At 66.3% G+C, this 17,504-nt stretch carries 17 protein-coding genes; 7 read left to right on the top strand and 10 right to left on the bottom strand.

The window, feature by feature from the left end; genetic code table 11:
- From uvrB to K359_RS0135215, 5 genes are all read right to left on the bottom strand, one after another.
- Entirely contained in the window at positions 1 to 2,913 is a 2,913-nt protein-coding gene (gene uvrB, locus K359_RS53950; RefSeq protein ID WP_084518612.1) for an excinuclease ABC subunit UvrB, read from the bottom strand.
- A 287-nt stretch (positions 2,914 to 3,200) separates the two neighbouring features.
- On the bottom strand, positions 3,201 to 3,407 hold the full coding sequence (locus K359_RS0135230) for a hypothetical protein (RefSeq protein ID WP_371261221.1): 207 nt from the start codon (positions 3,405 to 3,407) through the stop codon (positions 3,201 to 3,203).
- The gene (locus tag K359_RS0135225) at positions 3,404 to 3,640 is read right to left on the bottom strand and encodes a hypothetical protein (protein ID WP_035977688.1); all 237 of its coding nucleotides are present in this window, start codon (positions 3,638 to 3,640) and stop codon (positions 3,404 to 3,406) included. Before K359_RS0135225 ends, K359_RS0135230 begins: the two co-directional genes overlap by 4 nt.
- Positions 3,641 to 3,810: 170 nt before the next feature.
- Entirely contained in the window at positions 3,811 to 5,031 is a 1,221-nt protein-coding gene (locus K359_RS0135220) for an NAD(P)-binding domain-containing protein (RefSeq protein ID WP_029083483.1), read from the bottom strand.
- Positions 5,024 to 5,926 carry a LysR substrate-binding domain-containing protein gene (locus K359_RS0135215; RefSeq protein ID WP_029083482.1) on the bottom strand — a complete coding sequence of 301 codons (903 nt, stop codon included), beginning with the start codon at positions 5,924 to 5,926 and terminating at the stop codon, positions 5,024 to 5,026. The genes K359_RS0135220 and K359_RS0135215 overlap by 8 nt, the downstream gene beginning before the upstream one ends.
- An 88-nt stretch (positions 5,927 to 6,014) precedes the next feature.
- On the opposite strand from K359_RS0135215, the gene K359_RS0135210 reads away from it, so the two are divergent.
- Positions 6,015 to 6,776 (top strand): sulfite exporter TauE/SafE family protein, encoded by a 762-nt coding sequence (locus K359_RS0135210; RefSeq protein WP_029083481.1) that lies wholly within the window; start codon positions 6,015 to 6,017, stop codon positions 6,774 to 6,776.
- 16 nt (positions 6,777 to 6,792) lie between these two features.
- Positions 6,793 to 7,026, top strand: a complete 234-nt coding sequence (locus tag K359_RS0135205) for a hypothetical protein (protein ID WP_029083480.1) — start codon at positions 6,793 to 6,795, stop codon at positions 7,024 to 7,026.
- 75 nt (positions 7,027 to 7,101) lie between these two features.
- Here K359_RS0135205 and K359_RS0135200 read toward each other — a convergent pair whose 3' ends face one another.
- Entirely contained in the window at positions 7,102 to 7,734 is a 633-nt protein-coding gene (locus K359_RS0135200) for an SCO family protein (protein WP_029083479.1), read from the bottom strand.
- Positions 7,731 to 8,846, bottom strand: coding sequence for an MBL fold metallo-hydrolase (locus tag K359_RS0135195; protein ID WP_029083478.1), 1,116 nt, complete (start codon positions 8,844 to 8,846; stop codon positions 7,731 to 7,733). The genes K359_RS0135200 and K359_RS0135195 overlap by 4 nt, the downstream gene beginning before the upstream one ends.
- Before the next feature lie 227 nt (positions 8,847 to 9,073).
- On the opposite strand from K359_RS0135195, the gene K359_RS0135190 reads away from it, so the two are divergent.
- Positions 9,074 to 9,781: a glutathione binding-like protein gene (locus K359_RS0135190; RefSeq protein ID WP_029083477.1), complete on the top strand. Its 708-nt coding sequence runs from the start codon at positions 9,074 to 9,076 to the stop codon at positions 9,779 to 9,781.
- A 136-nt stretch (positions 9,782 to 9,917) separates the two neighbouring features.
- Here K359_RS0135190 and K359_RS0135185 read toward each other — a convergent pair whose 3' ends face one another.
- The gene (locus tag K359_RS0135185) at positions 9,918 to 10,709 is read right to left on the bottom strand and encodes a crotonase/enoyl-CoA hydratase family protein (RefSeq protein ID WP_029083476.1); all 792 of its coding nucleotides are present in this window, start codon (positions 10,707 to 10,709) and stop codon (positions 9,918 to 9,920) included.
- An 87-nt stretch (positions 10,710 to 10,796) separates the two neighbouring features.
- On the opposite strand from K359_RS0135185, the gene K359_RS0135180 reads away from it, so the two are divergent.
- Both K359_RS0135180 and K359_RS0135175 read left to right on the top strand, forming a co-directional pair.
- Positions 10,797 to 11,393: a TetR/AcrR family transcriptional regulator gene (locus tag K359_RS0135180; protein WP_029083475.1), complete on the top strand. Its 597-nt coding sequence runs from the start codon at positions 10,797 to 10,799 to the stop codon at positions 11,391 to 11,393.
- A gap of 214 nt (positions 11,394 to 11,607) precedes the next feature.
- The gene (locus K359_RS0135175; protein ID WP_029083474.1) at positions 11,608 to 12,051 is read left to right on the top strand and encodes a DoxX family protein; all 444 of its coding nucleotides are present in this window, start codon (positions 11,608 to 11,610) and stop codon (positions 12,049 to 12,051) included.
- Between the two features lie 293 nt (positions 12,052 to 12,344).
- Here the strand turns inward: K359_RS0135175 and K359_RS0135170 are convergent, their stop codons facing one another.
- On the bottom strand, positions 12,345 to 13,019 hold the full coding sequence (locus tag K359_RS0135170) for an HAD family phosphatase (protein ID WP_029083473.1): 675 nt from the start codon (positions 13,017 to 13,019) through the stop codon (positions 12,345 to 12,347).
- Between the two features lie 327 nt (positions 13,020 to 13,346).
- Between K359_RS0135170 and K359_RS0135165 the strand changes: the two genes are divergently transcribed.
- Positions 13,347 to 14,918, top strand: coding sequence for a DUF1800 family protein (locus K359_RS0135165; protein WP_029083472.1), 1,572 nt, complete (start codon positions 13,347 to 13,349; stop codon positions 14,916 to 14,918).
- Positions 14,915 to 16,144: a DUF1501 domain-containing protein gene (locus K359_RS0135160; protein ID WP_029083471.1), complete on the top strand. Its 1,230-nt coding sequence runs from the start codon at positions 14,915 to 14,917 to the stop codon at positions 16,142 to 16,144. Before K359_RS0135165 ends, K359_RS0135160 begins: the two co-directional genes overlap by 4 nt.
- A gap of 150 nt (positions 16,145 to 16,294) precedes the next feature.
- Here the strand turns inward: K359_RS0135160 and K359_RS0135155 are convergent, their stop codons facing one another.
- Positions 16,295 to 17,236, bottom strand: a complete 942-nt coding sequence (locus tag K359_RS0135155; RefSeq protein WP_029083470.1) for an aldo/keto reductase — start codon at positions 17,234 to 17,236, stop codon at positions 16,295 to 16,297.
- Positions 17,237 to 17,504: the final 268 nt, after the last annotated feature.

Here is a 17,504-nt window from a genome sequence, read left to right as displayed (position 1 = left end):
CTACCGCTTCTTCCACCCACCCCGCTTCCCCGGCGCCCCGCCGCTGCTCCGCGGCGAGGGCCCGAACTCCGGCCCTGACTGCCGCGAGTCGGTCGGCTGGATGATGCGGCTCGTGGTGCCGAACGGCTTTGCCGGCAGCGCGCCGCTGGGGCGGAAGGGCAGCGATTCCGGGCCGTGCATCTCGTCGAGGTCGGGCTTGTGCACGCGTGAGCCGGACTTGCCGCCGCGGCTTGCCTTGATCGAGGTCTGCGCGGTCTTGTTCTTCAGCGCGGCCACCGGCAAATTAGCGGCGTCGCCGTATTTCCGGGTGCCGGCATAGGCGCCGGCCTGCTTCTGCACGTTGCGCTGCTTGGCGGTGGGGTCGTCGACCACGGCCATCTCGGTGGCGCGCAGCCGCTTGACCTCGTCGCGCAGGCGGGCGGCTTCCTCGAAGTTCAAATCGGCGGCGGCCTCGCGCATCCTGGTTTCGAGATCGCTCAGCACAGCCTCGAAATTGTGCCCGATCGAGATCACGTCGTCGGCCATGCCGCCGTCGCCGATCTCGACCAGCACGTGGTCGCGCTCGTAGACGGAGTTGAGGATGTCGCCGATCGACTTCTTCACGCTCTCCGGCGTGATGCCGTGTTCCGTGTTGTACTCGACCTGTTTCTCGCGGCGGCGGTTGGTCTCGGCGATGGCGCGCTCCATCGAGCCGGTCATCTGGTCGGCATAGAGGATCACCTTGCCGTCGACATTGCGCGCGGCGCGGCCGATGGTCTGGATCAGCGAGGTCTCGCTGCGCAAAAAACCTTCCTTGTCGGCGTCGAGGATCGCGACCAGCGCGCATTCGGGAATGTCGAGGCCCTCGCGCAGCAAATTGATGCCGACCAGCGCGTCGAACGCCCCGAGTCGAAGATCCCGGATGATCTCGATGCGCTCGATGGTGTCGATGTCAGAGTGCATGTAGCGGACGCGGATGCCCTGCTCATGCAGATATTCGGTGAGGTCCTCCGCCATGCGTTTTGTCAGCACCGTGATCAGCGAGCGATAGCCGGCCTGCGCGGTGGCGCGGACCTCGCCGACGAGGTCGTCGACCTGGGTGCGCGCAGGGCGAATATTGACGGGAGGATCAATCAGGCCGGTCGGGCGGATCACCTGCTCGACGAACACGCCGCCTGACTCGTTGAGCTCCCAGCCGCTCGGCGTCGCCGACACCGCAACCGACTGCGGCCGCATCATGTCCCATTCCTCGAAGCGGAGCGGGCGGTTGTCCATGCAGGAGGGCAGGCGGAAGCCGTATTCGGCCAAGGTCGCCTTGCGGCGGAAGTCGCCGCGGAACATGCCGCCGATCTGCGGCACAGTGACGTGGCTCTCGTCGGCGAACACCAGCGCGTTGTCGGGCACGTATTCGAACAGCGTCGGCGGCGGCTCGCCGGGAAGCCGCCCGGTGAGGTAGCGCGAATAGTTCTCGATGCCGGCGCAGCTTCCGGTCGCTTCCATCATCTCGAGATCGAACGTGGTGCGCTGCTCGAGCCGCTGCGCTTCCAGCAGGCGGCCCTGGTCGTTGAGCTGGTCGAGCCGCATCTTCAACTCTGACTTGATCGACTTGATCGCCTGCACCAGCGTTGGGCGCGGCGTCACATAGTGCGAATTGGCGTAGATCTTGATGAATTCGAGCTCGTCCTGCTTGTGGCCGGTGAGCGGATCGAACTCCTCGATATTCTCCACGGTGTCGCCGAACAGGTTCACGCGCCAGGCGCGGTCCTCATAGTGCGCCGGGAAGATGTCGATGACGTCGCCGCGGACGCGGAAGGTGCCGCGGGTGAACTCGGCCTGGGTGCGCTTGTATTGCAGCGCCACGAGATCGGCGATCAATTGCCGCTGGTCGATGCGCTCGCCCTTCTTCAGCGCGAAGGTCATCGCGGTATAGGTCTCGACCGAGCCGATACCGTAGATGCAGGACACCGAGGCGACGATGATGACGTCGTCGCGCTCAAGCAGCGCGCGCGTCGCCGAGTGGCGCATGCGATCGATCTGCTCGTTGATCGAGGAATCCTTTTCGATGTAGGTGTCGGTGCGCGGGACGTAGGCTTCCGGCTGGTAGTAGTCGTAGTAGCTGACGAAATACTCGACCGCGTTGTCGGGGAAGAAGCTCTTGAACTCGCCATAGAGCTGGGCGGCCAGCGTCTTGTTCGGCGCGAGGATGATGGCGGGGCGCTGCGTCGCCTCGATCACCTTGGCCATGGTGTAGGTCTTGCCGGAGCCGGTGACGCCGAGCAGCACCTGGGTGCGGTCGTTACGCTCAATGCCTTCGACTAGCTCCGCGATCGCGGTGGGCTGGTCGCCCCTCGGCTCGTAGGACGACTTGATCTCGAAGCGCACGCCGCCTTCGGATTTCTCCGGGCGCGGCGGCCGGTGCGGGGTCCATACCCGCGTCGAGCCGTCGTCCTTGCGGAATTCCGGACGGCCGTCGCGAATCAAATTCTCCAGCGCGTCGGCGGTCGCCTTGACGCCGAGCGCCTCCATCTTGCTGCGCGGCGGCCGCGCCAGCGCTTCGTCATCGTCCTCGGCGGTCGGCAGCCCGAGCTGCCGCGCCAGTTCCGGATCGAGAGTCGGGATGGTGGCCGAGGTGCCGTAATTGGCCTGCGGCGCCTCGCCGAGGCCGGCGGTATCACGCCTGGCGACGTCCTCGCCGGTCTCGCGCGTCGAGGCCCGCGCGCGATGCGCGGCGGCCTCGCCGCCGGCGCGGCGGTCCCAGGAATTGTCCGGCGGCGGCTGCAGGCCGGTGCCCGAACCCATGCCGGCATCGCCGCGATTGATCGCGGGATTGAGCAGCTCAGCCAGCGCTGGCCCGATCGGTTGGACGTCGGGCCGGTGCGCCTTGGATTTGGGGGATTTGCCGGGCTTTTTCGGAGTGTTCGGTGTCTTCGCCATGCCGGGAATATGGGACGAGTCCGGCAGCGAGAAAAGGGCAAAGGGCGCGCGGATTGGCGTGTTGGCGAGGCTGCTGACAGCAGGGTGTCAGCAGAGCTTCGGTCCGTGATGCCGCCGCATCGGAACTCGGCCCCCTCTCCCGCTTGCGGGGGAGGGCTGGGGTGGGGGGTCTCTCCACGAGTCGCGTCGTGGAGAGAGCCCCCACCCGGATCGCATCTTTCGATGCGATTTGACCTCCCCCGCAAGCGGGAGAGGTGCACAGTGTGCGTGGTGAGAGTTGGTGGGCCTCAGGCCCGCGGCCGGTCGACGATGTCGAGATGGATGCCGCCGCAGCCGTCGCAGCGCATGGTCCAATAGTCGGCGGCGCGGCCGGGAATGACGCGCAGCAGCGACAGCGGAGCGGCGCATTCCGGGCAGCTGGTTCTGACCTGCGCCGGCCAGACCGGATCGGGCTCGCATTGCGGGACGATGGCGATCACGACGTTGCCGGTCACCCCGATACCTCGGCCACCGGCACTGTCATGCCAGACCGCTGTGGGAACCGGTCGATAGCTTTCTTCGCGTCGGCGATCGCCGCATCCGGATCGGACCACGCAAAACCGATGTCGAGCATCGGAAACAGAATGCCATCGATGACGACCGGCCTTTGATCGACCCGTTGAATCCTGGCGTGCCATTGCCCCTTCCCCACCTCAAAAGACTTGATCTCAAAACCGCTGTAAATCATTGCGCGACCTCGGGATGCCCAGCTCAAGGAAAACACGGGCGCGCGGGGGCAAATGTGAAGCAGATCACATGCCGCCGGGTTTATTTGTGCGGAGCGATGGAACCCGGATTCCAGCTTTCGTTTTGACGTTTTCTTCGCGCGAATCGATATCCGCTTCGCTCGAAAATGCTCTAGCCGCGAGCAGCGATGTGATCGGCGAGATCGGCGGCGTCGTCGCCGACGCCGGACAGGAACGAGGACTTCATTCGCGACAGCCATTGCAGGCCGAGGAAATAGAGGCCGGGCACGTCGGAGACGCCGTGGCGGTGTCGCGGTGTTCCGTTGGCATCCAGCACCGGTATATCGATCCAGTTCAGATCGAGGCCGTAGCCGGTGGCCCAGATCACGGCGTCGACGCCCTCGGTGCGCAGGTCGAGCTCGCGCAGCGGCGCGGTGAGGCAGGCCGGGTCGGGCAGGCGGGCGCGGGCGGCGGGATCAGGCGGGCAATCGAGCCCGCGCGCGGCGATGAAGTCGTCGACCATGGCGAGGAACGTCGCGTAATACGCATCACCATTGCCGATGTTCTCGGCAAGGTCGGGCGCGATCGTGATGACGCCGCCGCCATAGGCGCTGACGCGGCCGAGCAGGGTGATGCCCTCGGCCGCGAAGCGGCGGAAGTCGACGGTGTGGCCGCCATGGGCGCCCGAGATCACCGGCAGCAGGCGCGACGGGCCGCGTTCCTCGACCGGCCGCTGGTCGATGCCCATCTCGGCGAGCCACCAGATCAGGTCGCGGCCGCGATAGCGGCGTGGCAGCCGGCTGTGCTGCCCGACCGAGAGCAGGACGCGGCGGCCGGCGCGCGCGAGCTCTTCGGCGATCTGCGCGCCGGAGGCGCCGGCGCCGATCACCAGCACCGCGCCGTCAGGCAATTGCGCGGGATTTTTGTAACCGCTGGCGTGAACCTGGAAGATATCGGCGTCGCGCAGGATGTCCGGCCGCAGCGGCCGCTGGTAGGGGCCGGTGGCGACGACGACGTTGCGGGCTGTGATGCGCCTGTCCGCGGTCTCGGCGATGAAGCCGCCGCTATCGCCACTGCGCAGCCGCGTCACCGCGACGCCGCAGCGGATCGGCGGCGCGACGAAGGCGGCGTAGTCCTCGATGAAGCTGACGATCGCGCTCGTCGGCGAGAAGCCGTCGGGATCGCGGTGCGGAAACGCGAACTCCGGCAGCCGCACCGACCAGTTCGGAAACTGAAACATCAATCCGTCCCAGCGTTCGCTGCGCCAGCGCTCGGCGATGCGCTGCCGCTCGAGCACCAGATGCGCAATCCCGCGCTGCTTCAGCCGGTGGCTCATGGTCAGCCCGGCCTGGCCGCCGCCGATCACCAGCGTATCGATCGTCTCGTCAGGCACTGCGCGTCCCCTTGCGGCGGGCGGCGGGCTCCGCCGCGGCGCGGATGATCCAGCGCCGGAACGCGGCGAAATCGCGCTGCTCGGCGTGGAAGCCGCGATAGACCAGATACCAGCGCATCCCCTTCGGCACGCTGAGCGCGAACGGCGCCACCAGCCGGCCGGCGGCGAGATCATCATCGATATAGGGCCGGATCCCCATCGCGATGCCGAGCCCGTCGACCGCGGCCTGCAGCGCCTGGCCGTAGAACTGGAATTCCGGTCCGCGTGCGTTGACCCGCGGCACGCCGGCGGCCTTCAGCCAGGACGGCCAGTCGTCGGGCGAATGCGCGACGCGGATCAGGCTCGGCCCCTTGAGGTCGGCCGGGCGCTTCAAGCTGTTGGCGAGCCGCGCCGTGCACACCGGCATCAGGTCGGCGGCGAACAGCGGCTCGGCGACGAGGCCCGGCCATTGGCCGTCGCCGAGCTGGATGCCGCAGCTCCAGTCGTCGCCGAACGGCGCCGCCATGCCGCCGGTGGTGATGCGCACCTCGATGTCGGGCTCTTCTTTGCGGAATTCGGCGAGGTGCGGGATCATCCACTTCATCGCGAATGTCGGGCCGACGCCGACGGTCAGCACGCGCGCGCTCGCCGATGCCGTGACCTGCGCGGTTAGGCTCGCCAGCGCGTCGAAGATCGGCGTCAGCCCACCCTGATAGGCGCGGCCGGCCGGTGTGGTGACGAGGCGGTTGGCCTTGCGCTCGAACAGCGCGACGCCGAGCCGCTCCTCCAGCAGATGCACCATCCGGCTGATCGCAGCCGCCGAGACGTTGAGCTCGTGGCCCGCGGCCGCGAAGCTGCCGGTCCGCGCCGCGGCTTCGAACGCCCTGATGCCGTTGAGAAAGAGCAGCCGCCGCATGAACCCTCAGGAAAACTGATGCAAGGGCAAGATAACTCAGTTTGCGGGCGCAGGCCAAGCGCGGCAGAAATATTGGCGGAGATAGAGCATGAGCCCCCTCCTGATCGCAGCACTCGGTGCCCTCATGGTCGCGACGGCGTTCCTGTCGGGACTGTTCGGCATGGCCGGCGGGCTGATCCTGATCGGCGTGCTGCTGGCGATCCTGCCGCTGCCGTCGGCGATGGTGCTGCACGCGGTCACCCAGATGGCCTCGAACGGCTGGCGCGCCTTCCTGTGGCGGCGGCACATCCGCTGGCGGCCGGTCGTGGTCTACCTGATCGGCTGCGCGCTGGCGCTTGGGCTGTGGTCGATCACCCGCTACGTGCCGGACAAGCCGGTCGCGCTGCTTTTGCTTGGCGTCACGCCGTTCATGGCGCGGCTGGTGCCGAAGGGCATCAAGCCGAATCCGGACAGCCTCTGGCAGGGGACATTCTACGGCTCGGTCTGCATGGGATTGATGCTGATGACCGGCGTCTCCGGTCCGCTGATGGACACCTTCTTCCTCGGCGGCAATTTCGGCCGCCGCGAGACGGTGGCGACGAAAGCGACCTGCCAGGTCGCGAGCCACTTCACCAAGCTGATCTATTTCGGCGGCATCATCGACCAGGCCGCCTCGCTCGATCCCGTGCTGGCGCTGGTTGCGGTCGCGGCATCGATGCTCGGCACCTCGCTGGCGCGGCGGATCCTGGAGGCGATGAGCGACCAGCAGTTTCGCACCTGGGCCAACCGCCTGATCACGACGGTGGCGAGCTACTACATCCTTTACGGCGGCTGGCTGATGTTCGCGGGCAATAGCGCCGTCGCGCAATAGCAACGGGAGACCTCCGATGACCGAGACCACCGATGCCCTGGTGCTCGACCTCGTCGAGTGGGTCGCGCGCGAGCCGCGGCGCTATGCCGAGGTGCTCGAGGTCTGGCGCACCTCATGCCCGCGGCTGACGATCTGGGAGGATGCCGTCGACCGCGGCTATGTCGCGCGCCGTCCCTCGGTCGAGGGCATGCGGGTGATGGTGACGGAAAGCGGCGAGACGTTTTTGCGCGCGCATGGACGGATGCATTAAGAATGCGCGGCCTGTCCGCGAACTCGCTTTCACCTCTCCCGCTTGCGGGAGAGGGAGGGCGATCCCGCTGCGGCACTAGCGCACCGGCTCGGCGAGCCGTTGCCGGATGATCTCGACCATGCGGTCGGCCGATGTGCCCGGCGGGAAGAAGCCGAGGTAGTTGCCGTCGCGGTCCATCAGATAGATGTAGGCGGTGTGATCGACGGTGTAGTCGCCGTCCTTTAGCGGCACCTTGGCGAAATAGACCTTGTAGGCATCGGCCACCTGGCGGATTGCGTCGGCGCTGCCGGTGAGGCCGATCAGCCGCGGATGGAACAGCGGCACATATTCTGCCAGATGCGCGGCGGTGTCGCGCTCGGGATCGACCGTGATGAAGATCGGCTGCACCTGTTCGCCGTCAGGGCCGAGCTTGTCGAGCATCTGCGCGATCGCCTGCAAATCGGTCGGGCAGACGTCGGGGCAATAGGTGAAGCCGAAATAGACCAGCATCAATTTGCCGCGAAACTCCTTGTCGGTGCGCGCATGCCCGGCCTGATCAGTCAGCGCGAACGGGCCGCCGACCGGCTCCCGATTCCACATCAGGATGTCCATGATCTCGGCGGCCGAGCGCGCCGATTGCCCCAGTGCATCGCCGGCCGCCGCGGCCGCCAGCGTCAGCCACAGGCCGGCGCCGGCGCACGCGATGACGCGCAGGATGTTTCGGCTCATATGCCGAAGGAGAGGCGGCTGCCGGTCGTGGTGACCAGCACCTTGTCGCCCATCTGCGCGGTCGCCTCCTGCACGAAGTTGAGCCCGGAGCAATGCATCGGGATCAATACGTCGGGGTCGAGCTTCTTGATCTCGGCGACCACCTCGGTGAGGTAGTCCTTCGGTGCCGGTCCGAGATGGAAGCCGCCGACGATCGCGTGGACCTTCTGGATACCGGAGACCTCCTGCGCCTGCTTCACCGAATTGACGATGCCGACATGGCCGCAGGACGAGATCACGACCAGGCCAAAATCCTTCACGTTGAAGCAGGTCGCATGCTCGTGGATGTGCTCGTCGGGCACGATCTTGCCTTCCATCTCGGCCGGCAGATAGTGGCTGGCGTTGCAGCCGAGCCCGTCCTTCATGCTGAACTCGACCCAGGTCTGCGGCAGCACGCGCTCGATGCTGCGGCGGGTGATCTTGCCGGTCGTGAAGGCGTGGCCGGCGATCACGGTCGGGGTCTCGCACAGCACCGTGGTGACGCGCTGTGCGGCGAGCTGGCGCCGGTCCAGCGTGCCGAAATCGGCGAACTGGCCCTTGGTCGGCGTCGCGTTGACGCGGTGGCAGAAATTGTCCTCGCCGCCGGCATAGAGCTTCACATCGGCCGGCAGTCTGTCGCGGAATTTGTCGAGGAAGCCGTTGAGGCCGCCGAAATGGTCGTAATGCCCATGGCTCACGATCAGTGCGTCGAGGTTGGCGGGATCGACGCCGACCAGCTCCATGTTGTTGAGCAGCACCTCGGGCGTGTAGCCATAATCCAGCATCAGCGTGCGCCGGCTGCCCGCGGCCTCCGATTCCAGCCACAGCGACAGGCCCCATTCATTGTGCAGCGATTTGCGGAAGTCGGGGCCGCGTGCCGCCGGCGCGATCGAGACGCCGTGCGCCTGCTTGGGCCGCAGGAACAAGTCAAAGCTGGAATCGACGAGGACGCGGATCGACAGCTTGTCGACGGTCGGCACCTGGATCGGCGCGGCGCTCGCGATCTCGACGCAGGAGAATGCGCCCGCGGCCGCAGCGCCGGCGATCGCCGCCGAGCCTTTCAGGAAATCACGTCGTGCCAAATCCCGTGTCATTGCAATGCCCCATGTTTTGAAAATTCATCAGCGCGAACCGAGGCGGAGCCTAGGAGCAATCGGGGCGGGGCTCAATCGGGCACTTGCGCTGCCTGCAGATCACATTCGCGCGCGGTGCAATGCGCGCGCCATTGACTTGGGTACGGCTTTGCGCGCAAATCCATGCAATCGCATCTTTCTCGCCGGATGCACGATATCAGCAATCTCCGGAAACGCAGGATCGCCCCATGATCGACCTCCATTACTGGTCCACGCCGAACGGTCACAAGATCACGATGTTCCTCGAAGAGACCGGATTGGAGTACAGGATCTTCCCGGTCAACATCGGCAAGGGCGATCAGTTCAAGCCGGACTTCCTGCAAGTCGCGCCAAACAACCGCATTCCCGCGATCCTTGATCACGCGCCGAAAGGCGGCGGCCAGCCGATCTCCCTGTTCGAGTCCGGCGCGATCCTGCTCTATCTCGCCGAGAAGACCGGAAAATTTCTGCCTGCGGATCTCTACGGCCGCTATGACGCGATCCAGTGGACGTTCTGGCAGATGGGCGGGCTCGGGCCGATGGCCGGCCAGAACCATCACTTCCGCAACTATGCGGTCGAGAAGCTGCCCTACGCGATCGACCGCTATGTTAACGAGACCAACCGGCTCTACGGCGTGCTCAACAAGCGGCTCGCCGACCGCGAGTTCATCGCCGGCGACTATTCGATCGCCGACATGGCGAGCTATCCCTGGGTGGTGCCCTACAAGAACCAGGGCCAGGAGATCGAGGACTTCCCGCATCTGAAGCGTTGGCTGGAGACGATCGGCAAACGCCCCGCGACCGAGCGCGCCTATGCCAAGGCGAAGGAGGTCAACCCGAATTTCGGCCAGCCCGCGATCCGCACCGAGGAAGAACGCAAGCTGCTGTTCGGGCAGACCGCGGCGGTGGTGCGGTAGGGCACGACTCTCTCCATCGTCGTCATCCGACGTCTCTCCGTCGTCATGGCCAGGCTTGATCCGGCCATCCACGTCTTGGCGCGAAAGTTGTGGATGCCCGGGTCAAGCCCGGGCATGACGACCTGATATAGATCACTTACACCCCGACGTACTTCGCCGGCCGCCGCTCCTTCCAGGCCGCGAGCCCCTCGGCGAGGTCGCGGCTCGGCACCAGCGCGGCAAACTGCTCGCTCTCGACCAGCAGCCCTTCGGCAATCGGCATGTTGAGCCCACGCGTCACCGCGGTGATGGTGCTGGCAACGGCACCGGGCGAATGCCTGATGATGCGGCCGGCGAACTCGCGCGCGGCGATCAGCAATTGATCGTGCGGCACGATCTGGTTGACCAGTCCGATTTCGCGCGCGTGCTCGGGTGAGAACGGATCTCCCGCCAGCAGCAATTCCAGCCCGCGCTTGCGTCCCGCCAGCCGCGGCAGCCGCTGGGTGCCGCCGAAAGTCGGGGGCATGCCGAGCTTGATCTCGGGTTTTGCAAACAACGCGCGATCGCTTGCAACAGCAAGGTGCACCGCCTCCGTGATCTCGCAGCCGCCGCCGAAGGCGAGCCCATTGACCGCGGCGATGACGGGCTTTTTGAACGCCTCGAGCCGCGCGGTCATCGCCTGACCCCGACGGACGAAGTCGCGCACCGCGACGGCCGCCCCCTGTTTGACGCTACCCGAGAATTCGTGGATGTCGGCGCCCGCCGAAAAGGCGCGCTCGCCGGCGCCGGTCAGGATCACGGCGCGCACGTCGGCGTCGCCCTCGATGCCGTCGAGCGCGGCCATCAGCTGATCGATCAGCGCGTAGTTCAGCGCGTTGAGCTGCGCGGGACGGTTCAGCGTGATCAGGGCGATCCCGTCTTCGGTCTCGAGCAGGATGGGTTCGGGCATAGGCAGTCTCCGGCACTGGCGTATCGGCGCCGAATGTAGGGTCAGCCGCGATTTGTGTATATTCACTGGTTAGTATACATACGCGCCATGCCCAGACCCTCCGAGCCCACCCGTGAACGCATCGTCCAGGCGGCGAGCGCGCTGTTCTACAATGAAGGCATCCGCCGCGTCAGCGTCGACGAGGTCGCCGCCAAGGCCGGCCTCACCAAGCGCACGCTGTATTATCACTTCAAGAGCAAGGACGACCTGGTCGCCGCCTATCTGGCCGCGCGCGACCAGCCCAACCTCGCGCTGTTCCGGACATGGTTCGCGGAGGCCGAAGGCCGGCTGCCGGCGAAGGTCGAGGCGATCTTCAAGAACCTCGCGCGCTCGGCGCGGCATCCGAAGTGGAAGGGCTGCGGCTTCCTGCGCACCTCGGCCGAGCTTGCCAACCTGCCCGGGCATCCTGCGATCCGGATCTGTGCCGCGCACAAGAAGAAGTTCGAGGACTGGCTGCGCGCGACCTTCGCGGAGCAGGGGATCGCCGATCCGCTCAAGCTGGCGCGGCAGATCCTGCTGCTGCTGGATGGATCGTTCGCGGTCGTGCTGCTGCATCGCGACGCCAGCTACATGGAGACGGCCGGCGAGGCCGCGCGCACGCTGATCGAGACGGCGCTGGCGAAGCCGGGGCGTAAGCGGCGGTAAGGCGAGTACCATAAAGGCCGCCTCCGCTACGCTCTCAAAAGGCGTCATGGAATCCGGACTGAATGCACGTCGGCCTTGGGCTGACCTCTCCTGTCAGGGGCCGACAAGGCAAAGAAAGTGCGGTTCGCTTTGCAGTTTGTTTCTGTGGTCGTTGCTATTTCTTGGCCATGCGCGTCAGACTGGGACGGCTTCAGATCATTTCAAGGAGCCCCCAATGATTGACCAGAAAACCGCACCTTATGCTGCTTTTTTCCTGCGCCTGACGCTCGCCGGTCTCTTCATTGTCCATCTCTACGGCAAAACTGTCCTTAAGCCGATTAGCCTGTGGTGGAACGGGCTCTTGAGGGCGGGTTATCCGGAATGGGTGCTCGTCTACGCTCTGAGCGCCGAATTTGGAGCGGCGCTCCTCCTGCTGCTTGGCGTATATACGCGCTGGGTAAGCCTCTACGCGCTTCCGATGATGATCGGTGCGACCCTGTTTTGGATGGCCAGAAAGGGGTTCTTGTTCACGGATGCTGGCTGGGAGTTACCCTTCGTCTGGGCCATCATGCTGGCCATCCAAGCTCTGGTCGGCGACGGCGCATTCGCATTGAAAGCGTCGCCGAAGCTGCCTTGGGAGGACCGTCTCGTCAGCGCTTCATCATCTGCAGGAAGCTAACGCTGACGTCGTCGCCGTTCTCGACGGTGCCAATCCCGGTGAGATGCCGATTTTGTTGTCAGCTCGCGAACTGGAAGTCAATTTGCGGACTAATCGGCGTCACCGCGCCAAGTGACCTGCTCGAAAGAGCCGTCGAAGTGATCGATTGACCGTCGTCTGCTGCGGGTCAAAAGCCGCCGATGACGGTCGGGCCGACTGGCATCCGCTTCTACCCTCAGAAGCGGATCCTTTGGAGCACACGCCATGGCCGATCGGCCTCCGCCATTCTTTCGTCGCTTCGCTCGCAATGACGGTTAAAGCGCACCGCGCTCCTGCATCAGCGCCAGCACCGCATTGAGGTCCGGCAGCACCGCCGCGCATTTCGCGCGCGTCGCCTCGGTCGGCGGCGCCATGTCCGGCACCATCAGCGTGATGGCGCCGGCGGCGTGGGCGGCGGTGACGCCGTGGTTGGAGTCTTCCACGGCGATGCAGGCCTGTGGCGCCACGCCAAGCCGCGCGGCGGCCTTGAGATAGAGCTCCGGGTCCGGCTTGCCCTCAGCGACATCGTCAAGCGTCAGCAGCGTCTCGAAGCGGTCGCGGATGCCGGCAAGCGTCAGATTGCGCTCGGCCGAGCGGCGCGACGACGAGGTGACGATCGCCATCGGTCGCTGCGCGGTGGCGATTGCATCCAGCAGATCGAGCGTGCCGGGCTTGAGCGGCAGGCCCGAGCGCATCATCCGATCGCGATGTTCGAGGAAGGCGCGATTGACGTCGTCGAGCGGAAACGCCACGCCGTAGTGGTCGCGCAGCATCGCCTCGCAGACCGGGCCGGGCAGTCCGACCATGGAATGGCACAGCGCAACGACGTCATCGGTGTAGCCGCATGCGTTCAGCGCCGCGACCAGGCTGTCGAAGTAAACCTTCTCGGTGTCGAGCAGCGTGCCGTCCATGTCGAGCAGGACGGCGTCGATGGTCCAGCGCGCGTTCACGTTGCGCCCACCGCTGCCTGCTGCTCCGCCAGTTTCCGTAAGCATGAAGGGCATAGGCAGTCGCCGCCGTCGGTCGGCATAGGCAGGCGAAAGCTTTCATCGGAACACCAGCACGGTCCGGCGAGCGAGCAGGAGAATTCGCTGCCGCATGCCGTGCAGGCAAGCCGGCGCGGAGAGACTGGTTCGGAACGATCGTTTGACGAGGGGCGCATTCTAACCGCGATTTAATGCGCGAATTAATCTCGGGTTCATCCCGAACCGCGCTATGATGCCGTGCAGCTGATATAGCCGGGATCGGCCGCCAAGGGAATTGCTTAGGACACTGTGATGGCCCGTGATTCGCAAGCCGCGCTGGTTGCCCTCAACCGATTTGGATTTGGCGCTCGCGGCGGGGCGGCCGGCGACTTCATCAACGCCGCCTCCGATCCGCGCGGATTCGTGCTGGCGGAGCTCGTGCGTCCGAACGGTGCGCTGCTCGAAATGCCTGGCCTGCTCTCGACGCCGGAACTCGGCAAGCAGGTGTTCGACTATCAGTTCGAGATCCAGCAGGCGCGCAACGCCGCGAAGGCCGCGCGATCCGGCGCCAGCGAGACGCCGCAGGGGCCGGACCCAAAGCCGCAGCAGCGGCGCAATCTGTCGCTCTCTTCCGCCGCCAAGGAGATCGATCCTGCGATGCAGGCGCAGGCGGTCGACAACGCCAATGCGGCGATGACGCCGTCGCCGACGATGCAGCCTCCGACGATGCAGCCGGTGGCCGGTCCGCCCAAGCCGCCGGCGCAACCGCTCAACATCATCCAGAAGACGTTCCGCGCCGAGGCGCTGGCGCGGCTGCAACGCGGCGTGGTCGCCGATTGCGGCTTCGTCGAGCGGCTCGTGGTGTTCTGGTCCAATCACTTCTGCATCTCCGCCAACAAGGGCGCGCTGGCGCGGATGTGGGCCGGCTCGTTCGAGCGCGAGGCGGTCCGCCCGCACGTGCTCGGCCGCTTCGGCGACATGCTGAAGGCCGTCGAGCAGCATCCGGCGATGCTGTTCTTCCTCGACAACCAGCAATCGCTGGGGCCGGAGTCGCGCGCCGGCATCAACCGCAGCCGCGGCCTCAACGAAAACCTCGCCCGCGAGATCATGGAGCTGCATACACTCGGCGTCGGCGGCGGCTACACCCAGGACGATGTGACGTCGCTGGCGCGCGTCATCACCGGCTGGACCTTTGCCGGCCGGCAGGGCCAGCTCGGCACGCCCGGCAGTTTTGTGTTCAATGCCAATGCGCACCAGCCCGGTCCGCAGCAGGTGCTGGGCAAGACCTATGCGCAGGCCGGCATCGCACAGGGCGAGGCGGTGCTGTCCGACATCGCGCGGCATCCGTCGACGGCAAAATTCATCGCGACCAAATTCGCCTGCCATTTCGTCACGGATGATCCGCCGCCGGCGCTGGTGGCGAAGCTGCAGGATACGTTCAGCAAGACCGACGGCGATCTCAGGGCGCTCGCCACCGCGCTGGTCGAGTCGAATGAAGCGTGGCAGGCGCCGCTGACGAAGATGCGCTCGCCCTACGAATTCCTGGTCGCCTCCGGCCGGCTGCTGGCGCGCAATCCCGAAGATCCCGCGCGCTATCTCAACTGCCTCAACGTGCTCGGCCAGCCCTTGTGGTCGCCGGCCGGACCGAACGGTTTTCCGGACACCGCTGCAGCCTGGGCGGCGCCTGAGGGCCTCAAGCTCAGGCTCGACATCTCGGCGCAGCTCGCCTCGCAACTCGCCGACCGGTTCGATCCGCGCGATCTGCTCGAGCTGGTGGCCGCAGATGCCGCCTCGCCCGAGACACGGCGCACCATCGAGCGCGCGGAGTCGCGGCAGCAGGCGCTGGCGCTGCTGTTGATGTCGCCCGAGTTCCAGAGGAGATGACGATGGATTGCTCCGAGAGCCTGATGCTGCAGGCGACGTCGCGGCGCGCGCTGCTGCTCGGCGGCGCTTCCTTTGCCGTCTGGGCCTACTTGCCGAAATTCGCGCGCGCCGCCGATGGCCGCGATCCCCGCTTCATCGTCGTGATCCTGCGCGGCGCGCTCGACGGCCTCGCCACCGTCGCGCCGATTGGCGATCCGGACTATGCGGGCCTGCACGGTGCGATCGCGCTTCGCGCAGATGGACCGAACGCGGCCGTGATGCTGGATCCGTTCTTCGGCCTGCACCCAGCGATGCCGGAATTCGCGCGGATGTATCGCGCCAAGCAGGCCGCGGTGGTTCATGCGGTGGCGACCTCCTATCGCGACCGTTCTCACTTTGATGGACAGGATGTGCTGGAGAGCGGTTTCCCCGGTCCCGGCCGCGTGCAGTCCGGCTGGCTCAACCGCGCGCTGGAGGCGCTGCCGAAAGGCGAGCGGGTGACGAGTGCGCTCGCGGTCGGCCCGACCACGCCGCTGGTGCTGCGCGGCGCGGCGCCGACCGTCGGCTGGGCGCCGACCGCGCTGCCACAGGCCGCCGACGACACCGCGATGCGGCTGCTCGATCTCTACCAGCATCGCGATCCGACGCTGGCGAGCGCACTCACGCAGGGCTTGCAGCTCGACAAGCAGGCGCAGGGCGACGAGATGAAGCCGAAGCCGGGCGCCGGCGGCGTGGCGGCGATGCGGCTGGTGGCGCGCGGCGCCGCCAAATTGATGGCGGCCGATGACGGCCCGCGGATCGGCGCGCTCGCCTTCGACGGCTGGGACACGCATGCCAATGAAGGCGGCCCGGTCGGCCGTCTCGCGCAGCTGCTCGGCGGGCTCGACGGCGCGCTGGCGGAATTCCAGAGCGGCCTCGGCGCGCGCTGGCGCGACACCGTGATCGTGGTCGCCACCGAGTTCGGCCGCACCGCGCGCATCAACGGCACCGAGGGCACCGATCACGGCACCGGCACCATCGCACTGCTCGCCGGCGGCGCGGTGAACGGCGGCCGGATGATCACCGACTGGCCGGGCCTCAAGCCGGCCAATCTCTACCAGGCCCGCGACCTCGCCCCGACCACCGACCTGCGCGCCGTGATCAAGGGCGTGCTGCACGACCAGTTCGGCCTCGGCGAGCGCGTGCTGGCCGAGACGGTGTTTCCCGACAGCGCCCCGGCGAAGCCGATGAAGGGGTTGGTCGCGTAAGCGCCAGCCTCAATCACAGTGTCGTCCCGGCGAAGGCCGGGACCCATTGCCACCGCGGATTATTGTTGTAACGCGCTGGACCCACAGCGCGGCGCAACCATGACGATTTGTGGTTATGGGTCCCGGCCTTCGCCGGGACGACGCAAGTAACTAGCCCTTCGTAATCCTGTCGATCTCCGCCATCTCCTCGGCACTCAGCTTCCAGCTGATCGCCTTCACGTTCTGCTCGATCTGCTCGGGACGCGTCGCGCCGGCGATCACGCTTGCGACTTGCGGGCGCGCGGCGAGCCAGGAGAAGGCGAGCTCGAGCATGGTGTGGCCGCGTTCTCTTGCGAAGGCCTGCAGCTGCTCGACGATGTCCTCGTTTCGCGGCGTCACGTAGCGATCCTTCAGGGCCGGCGCCTTGGCGAAGCGGGTGTCGGCGGGCGCAGCAGTGCCGCGCTGGTACTTTCCGGTGAGGAGACCGCTGGCGAGCGGGAAGAACGGCAGCAGTCCGAGATTGTATTGCTGCGCCGCCGGCAGCAGATCCTTCTCGATGCCGCGCACCACGAGGCTGTATTCGTCCTGACAGGAGACGAAGCGGCTCACGTTCATCTGGCGCGCGACGTATTCCGCCTCCGCGATCCGCCATGCCGGGAAGTTGGAGTTGCCGATGTAGCGCACCTTGCCCTGGCGCACGAGATCGTCGAGCGCGCGCAGCGTCTCGTCGATCGGCGTCAGCGGATCGTAGTCGTGCTGCTGGTAGAGGTCGATGTAATCGGTCTTCAGGCGGGTGAGGCTCGCTTCGACGGCCGCCATGATGTAGCGCCGCGAGGCACCCTGCTTGGTGCCGTCGCTCGCCATCGGCTTGGAGTATTTGGTGGCGAGCACGATGTCCTTGCGGCGGTCGCCCAGCACGGTGCCGAGCACGGTTTCCGAGCCGCCCATGCCGGCATAGATGTCGGCGGTGTCGAACAGGGTGATGCCGAGGTCGATCGCCTTGTGGATCACCTTGCGTGAGGTTTCCAGATCGGTGCGCTGGCCGAAGTTGTTGCAGCCGATGCCGACGGCGGACACGCGCAGGCCGGAGCCGCCGAGATTACGAATTTCCATGAAACAATCCTATTGGAGCGACAATCCTGTGGGATAGGCGAGGGGACGGCGCGCATAGTGGCGTGCACGCCGGAGCGCGGCAAGGTGCCGACCTACCGCAGATCACGCATGGCACCTATCACGCAGGGCAATGTCGTAAAAAAAGCGGTCCCGGTCAGACGCGGCGACTGACGGGGACCGCTCGGGGCGCAGGATCTGAGACGGGGGGCCTGATCTTACGCGAGCGAAGCCTAGCCGGGCTTTGTAACGTGCCGGTGACATCCCGGTT

Source organism: Bradyrhizobium sp. th-b2 (assembly GCF_000426785.1).
Taxonomy (GTDB): Bacteria; Pseudomonadota; Alphaproteobacteria; order Rhizobiales; family Xanthobacteraceae; genus Bradyrhizobium; species Bradyrhizobium septentrionale.
The sequence above is the reverse complement of the archived record's forward strand: the minus strand, read 5'-3'. Positions and strand labels throughout refer to the sequence as shown.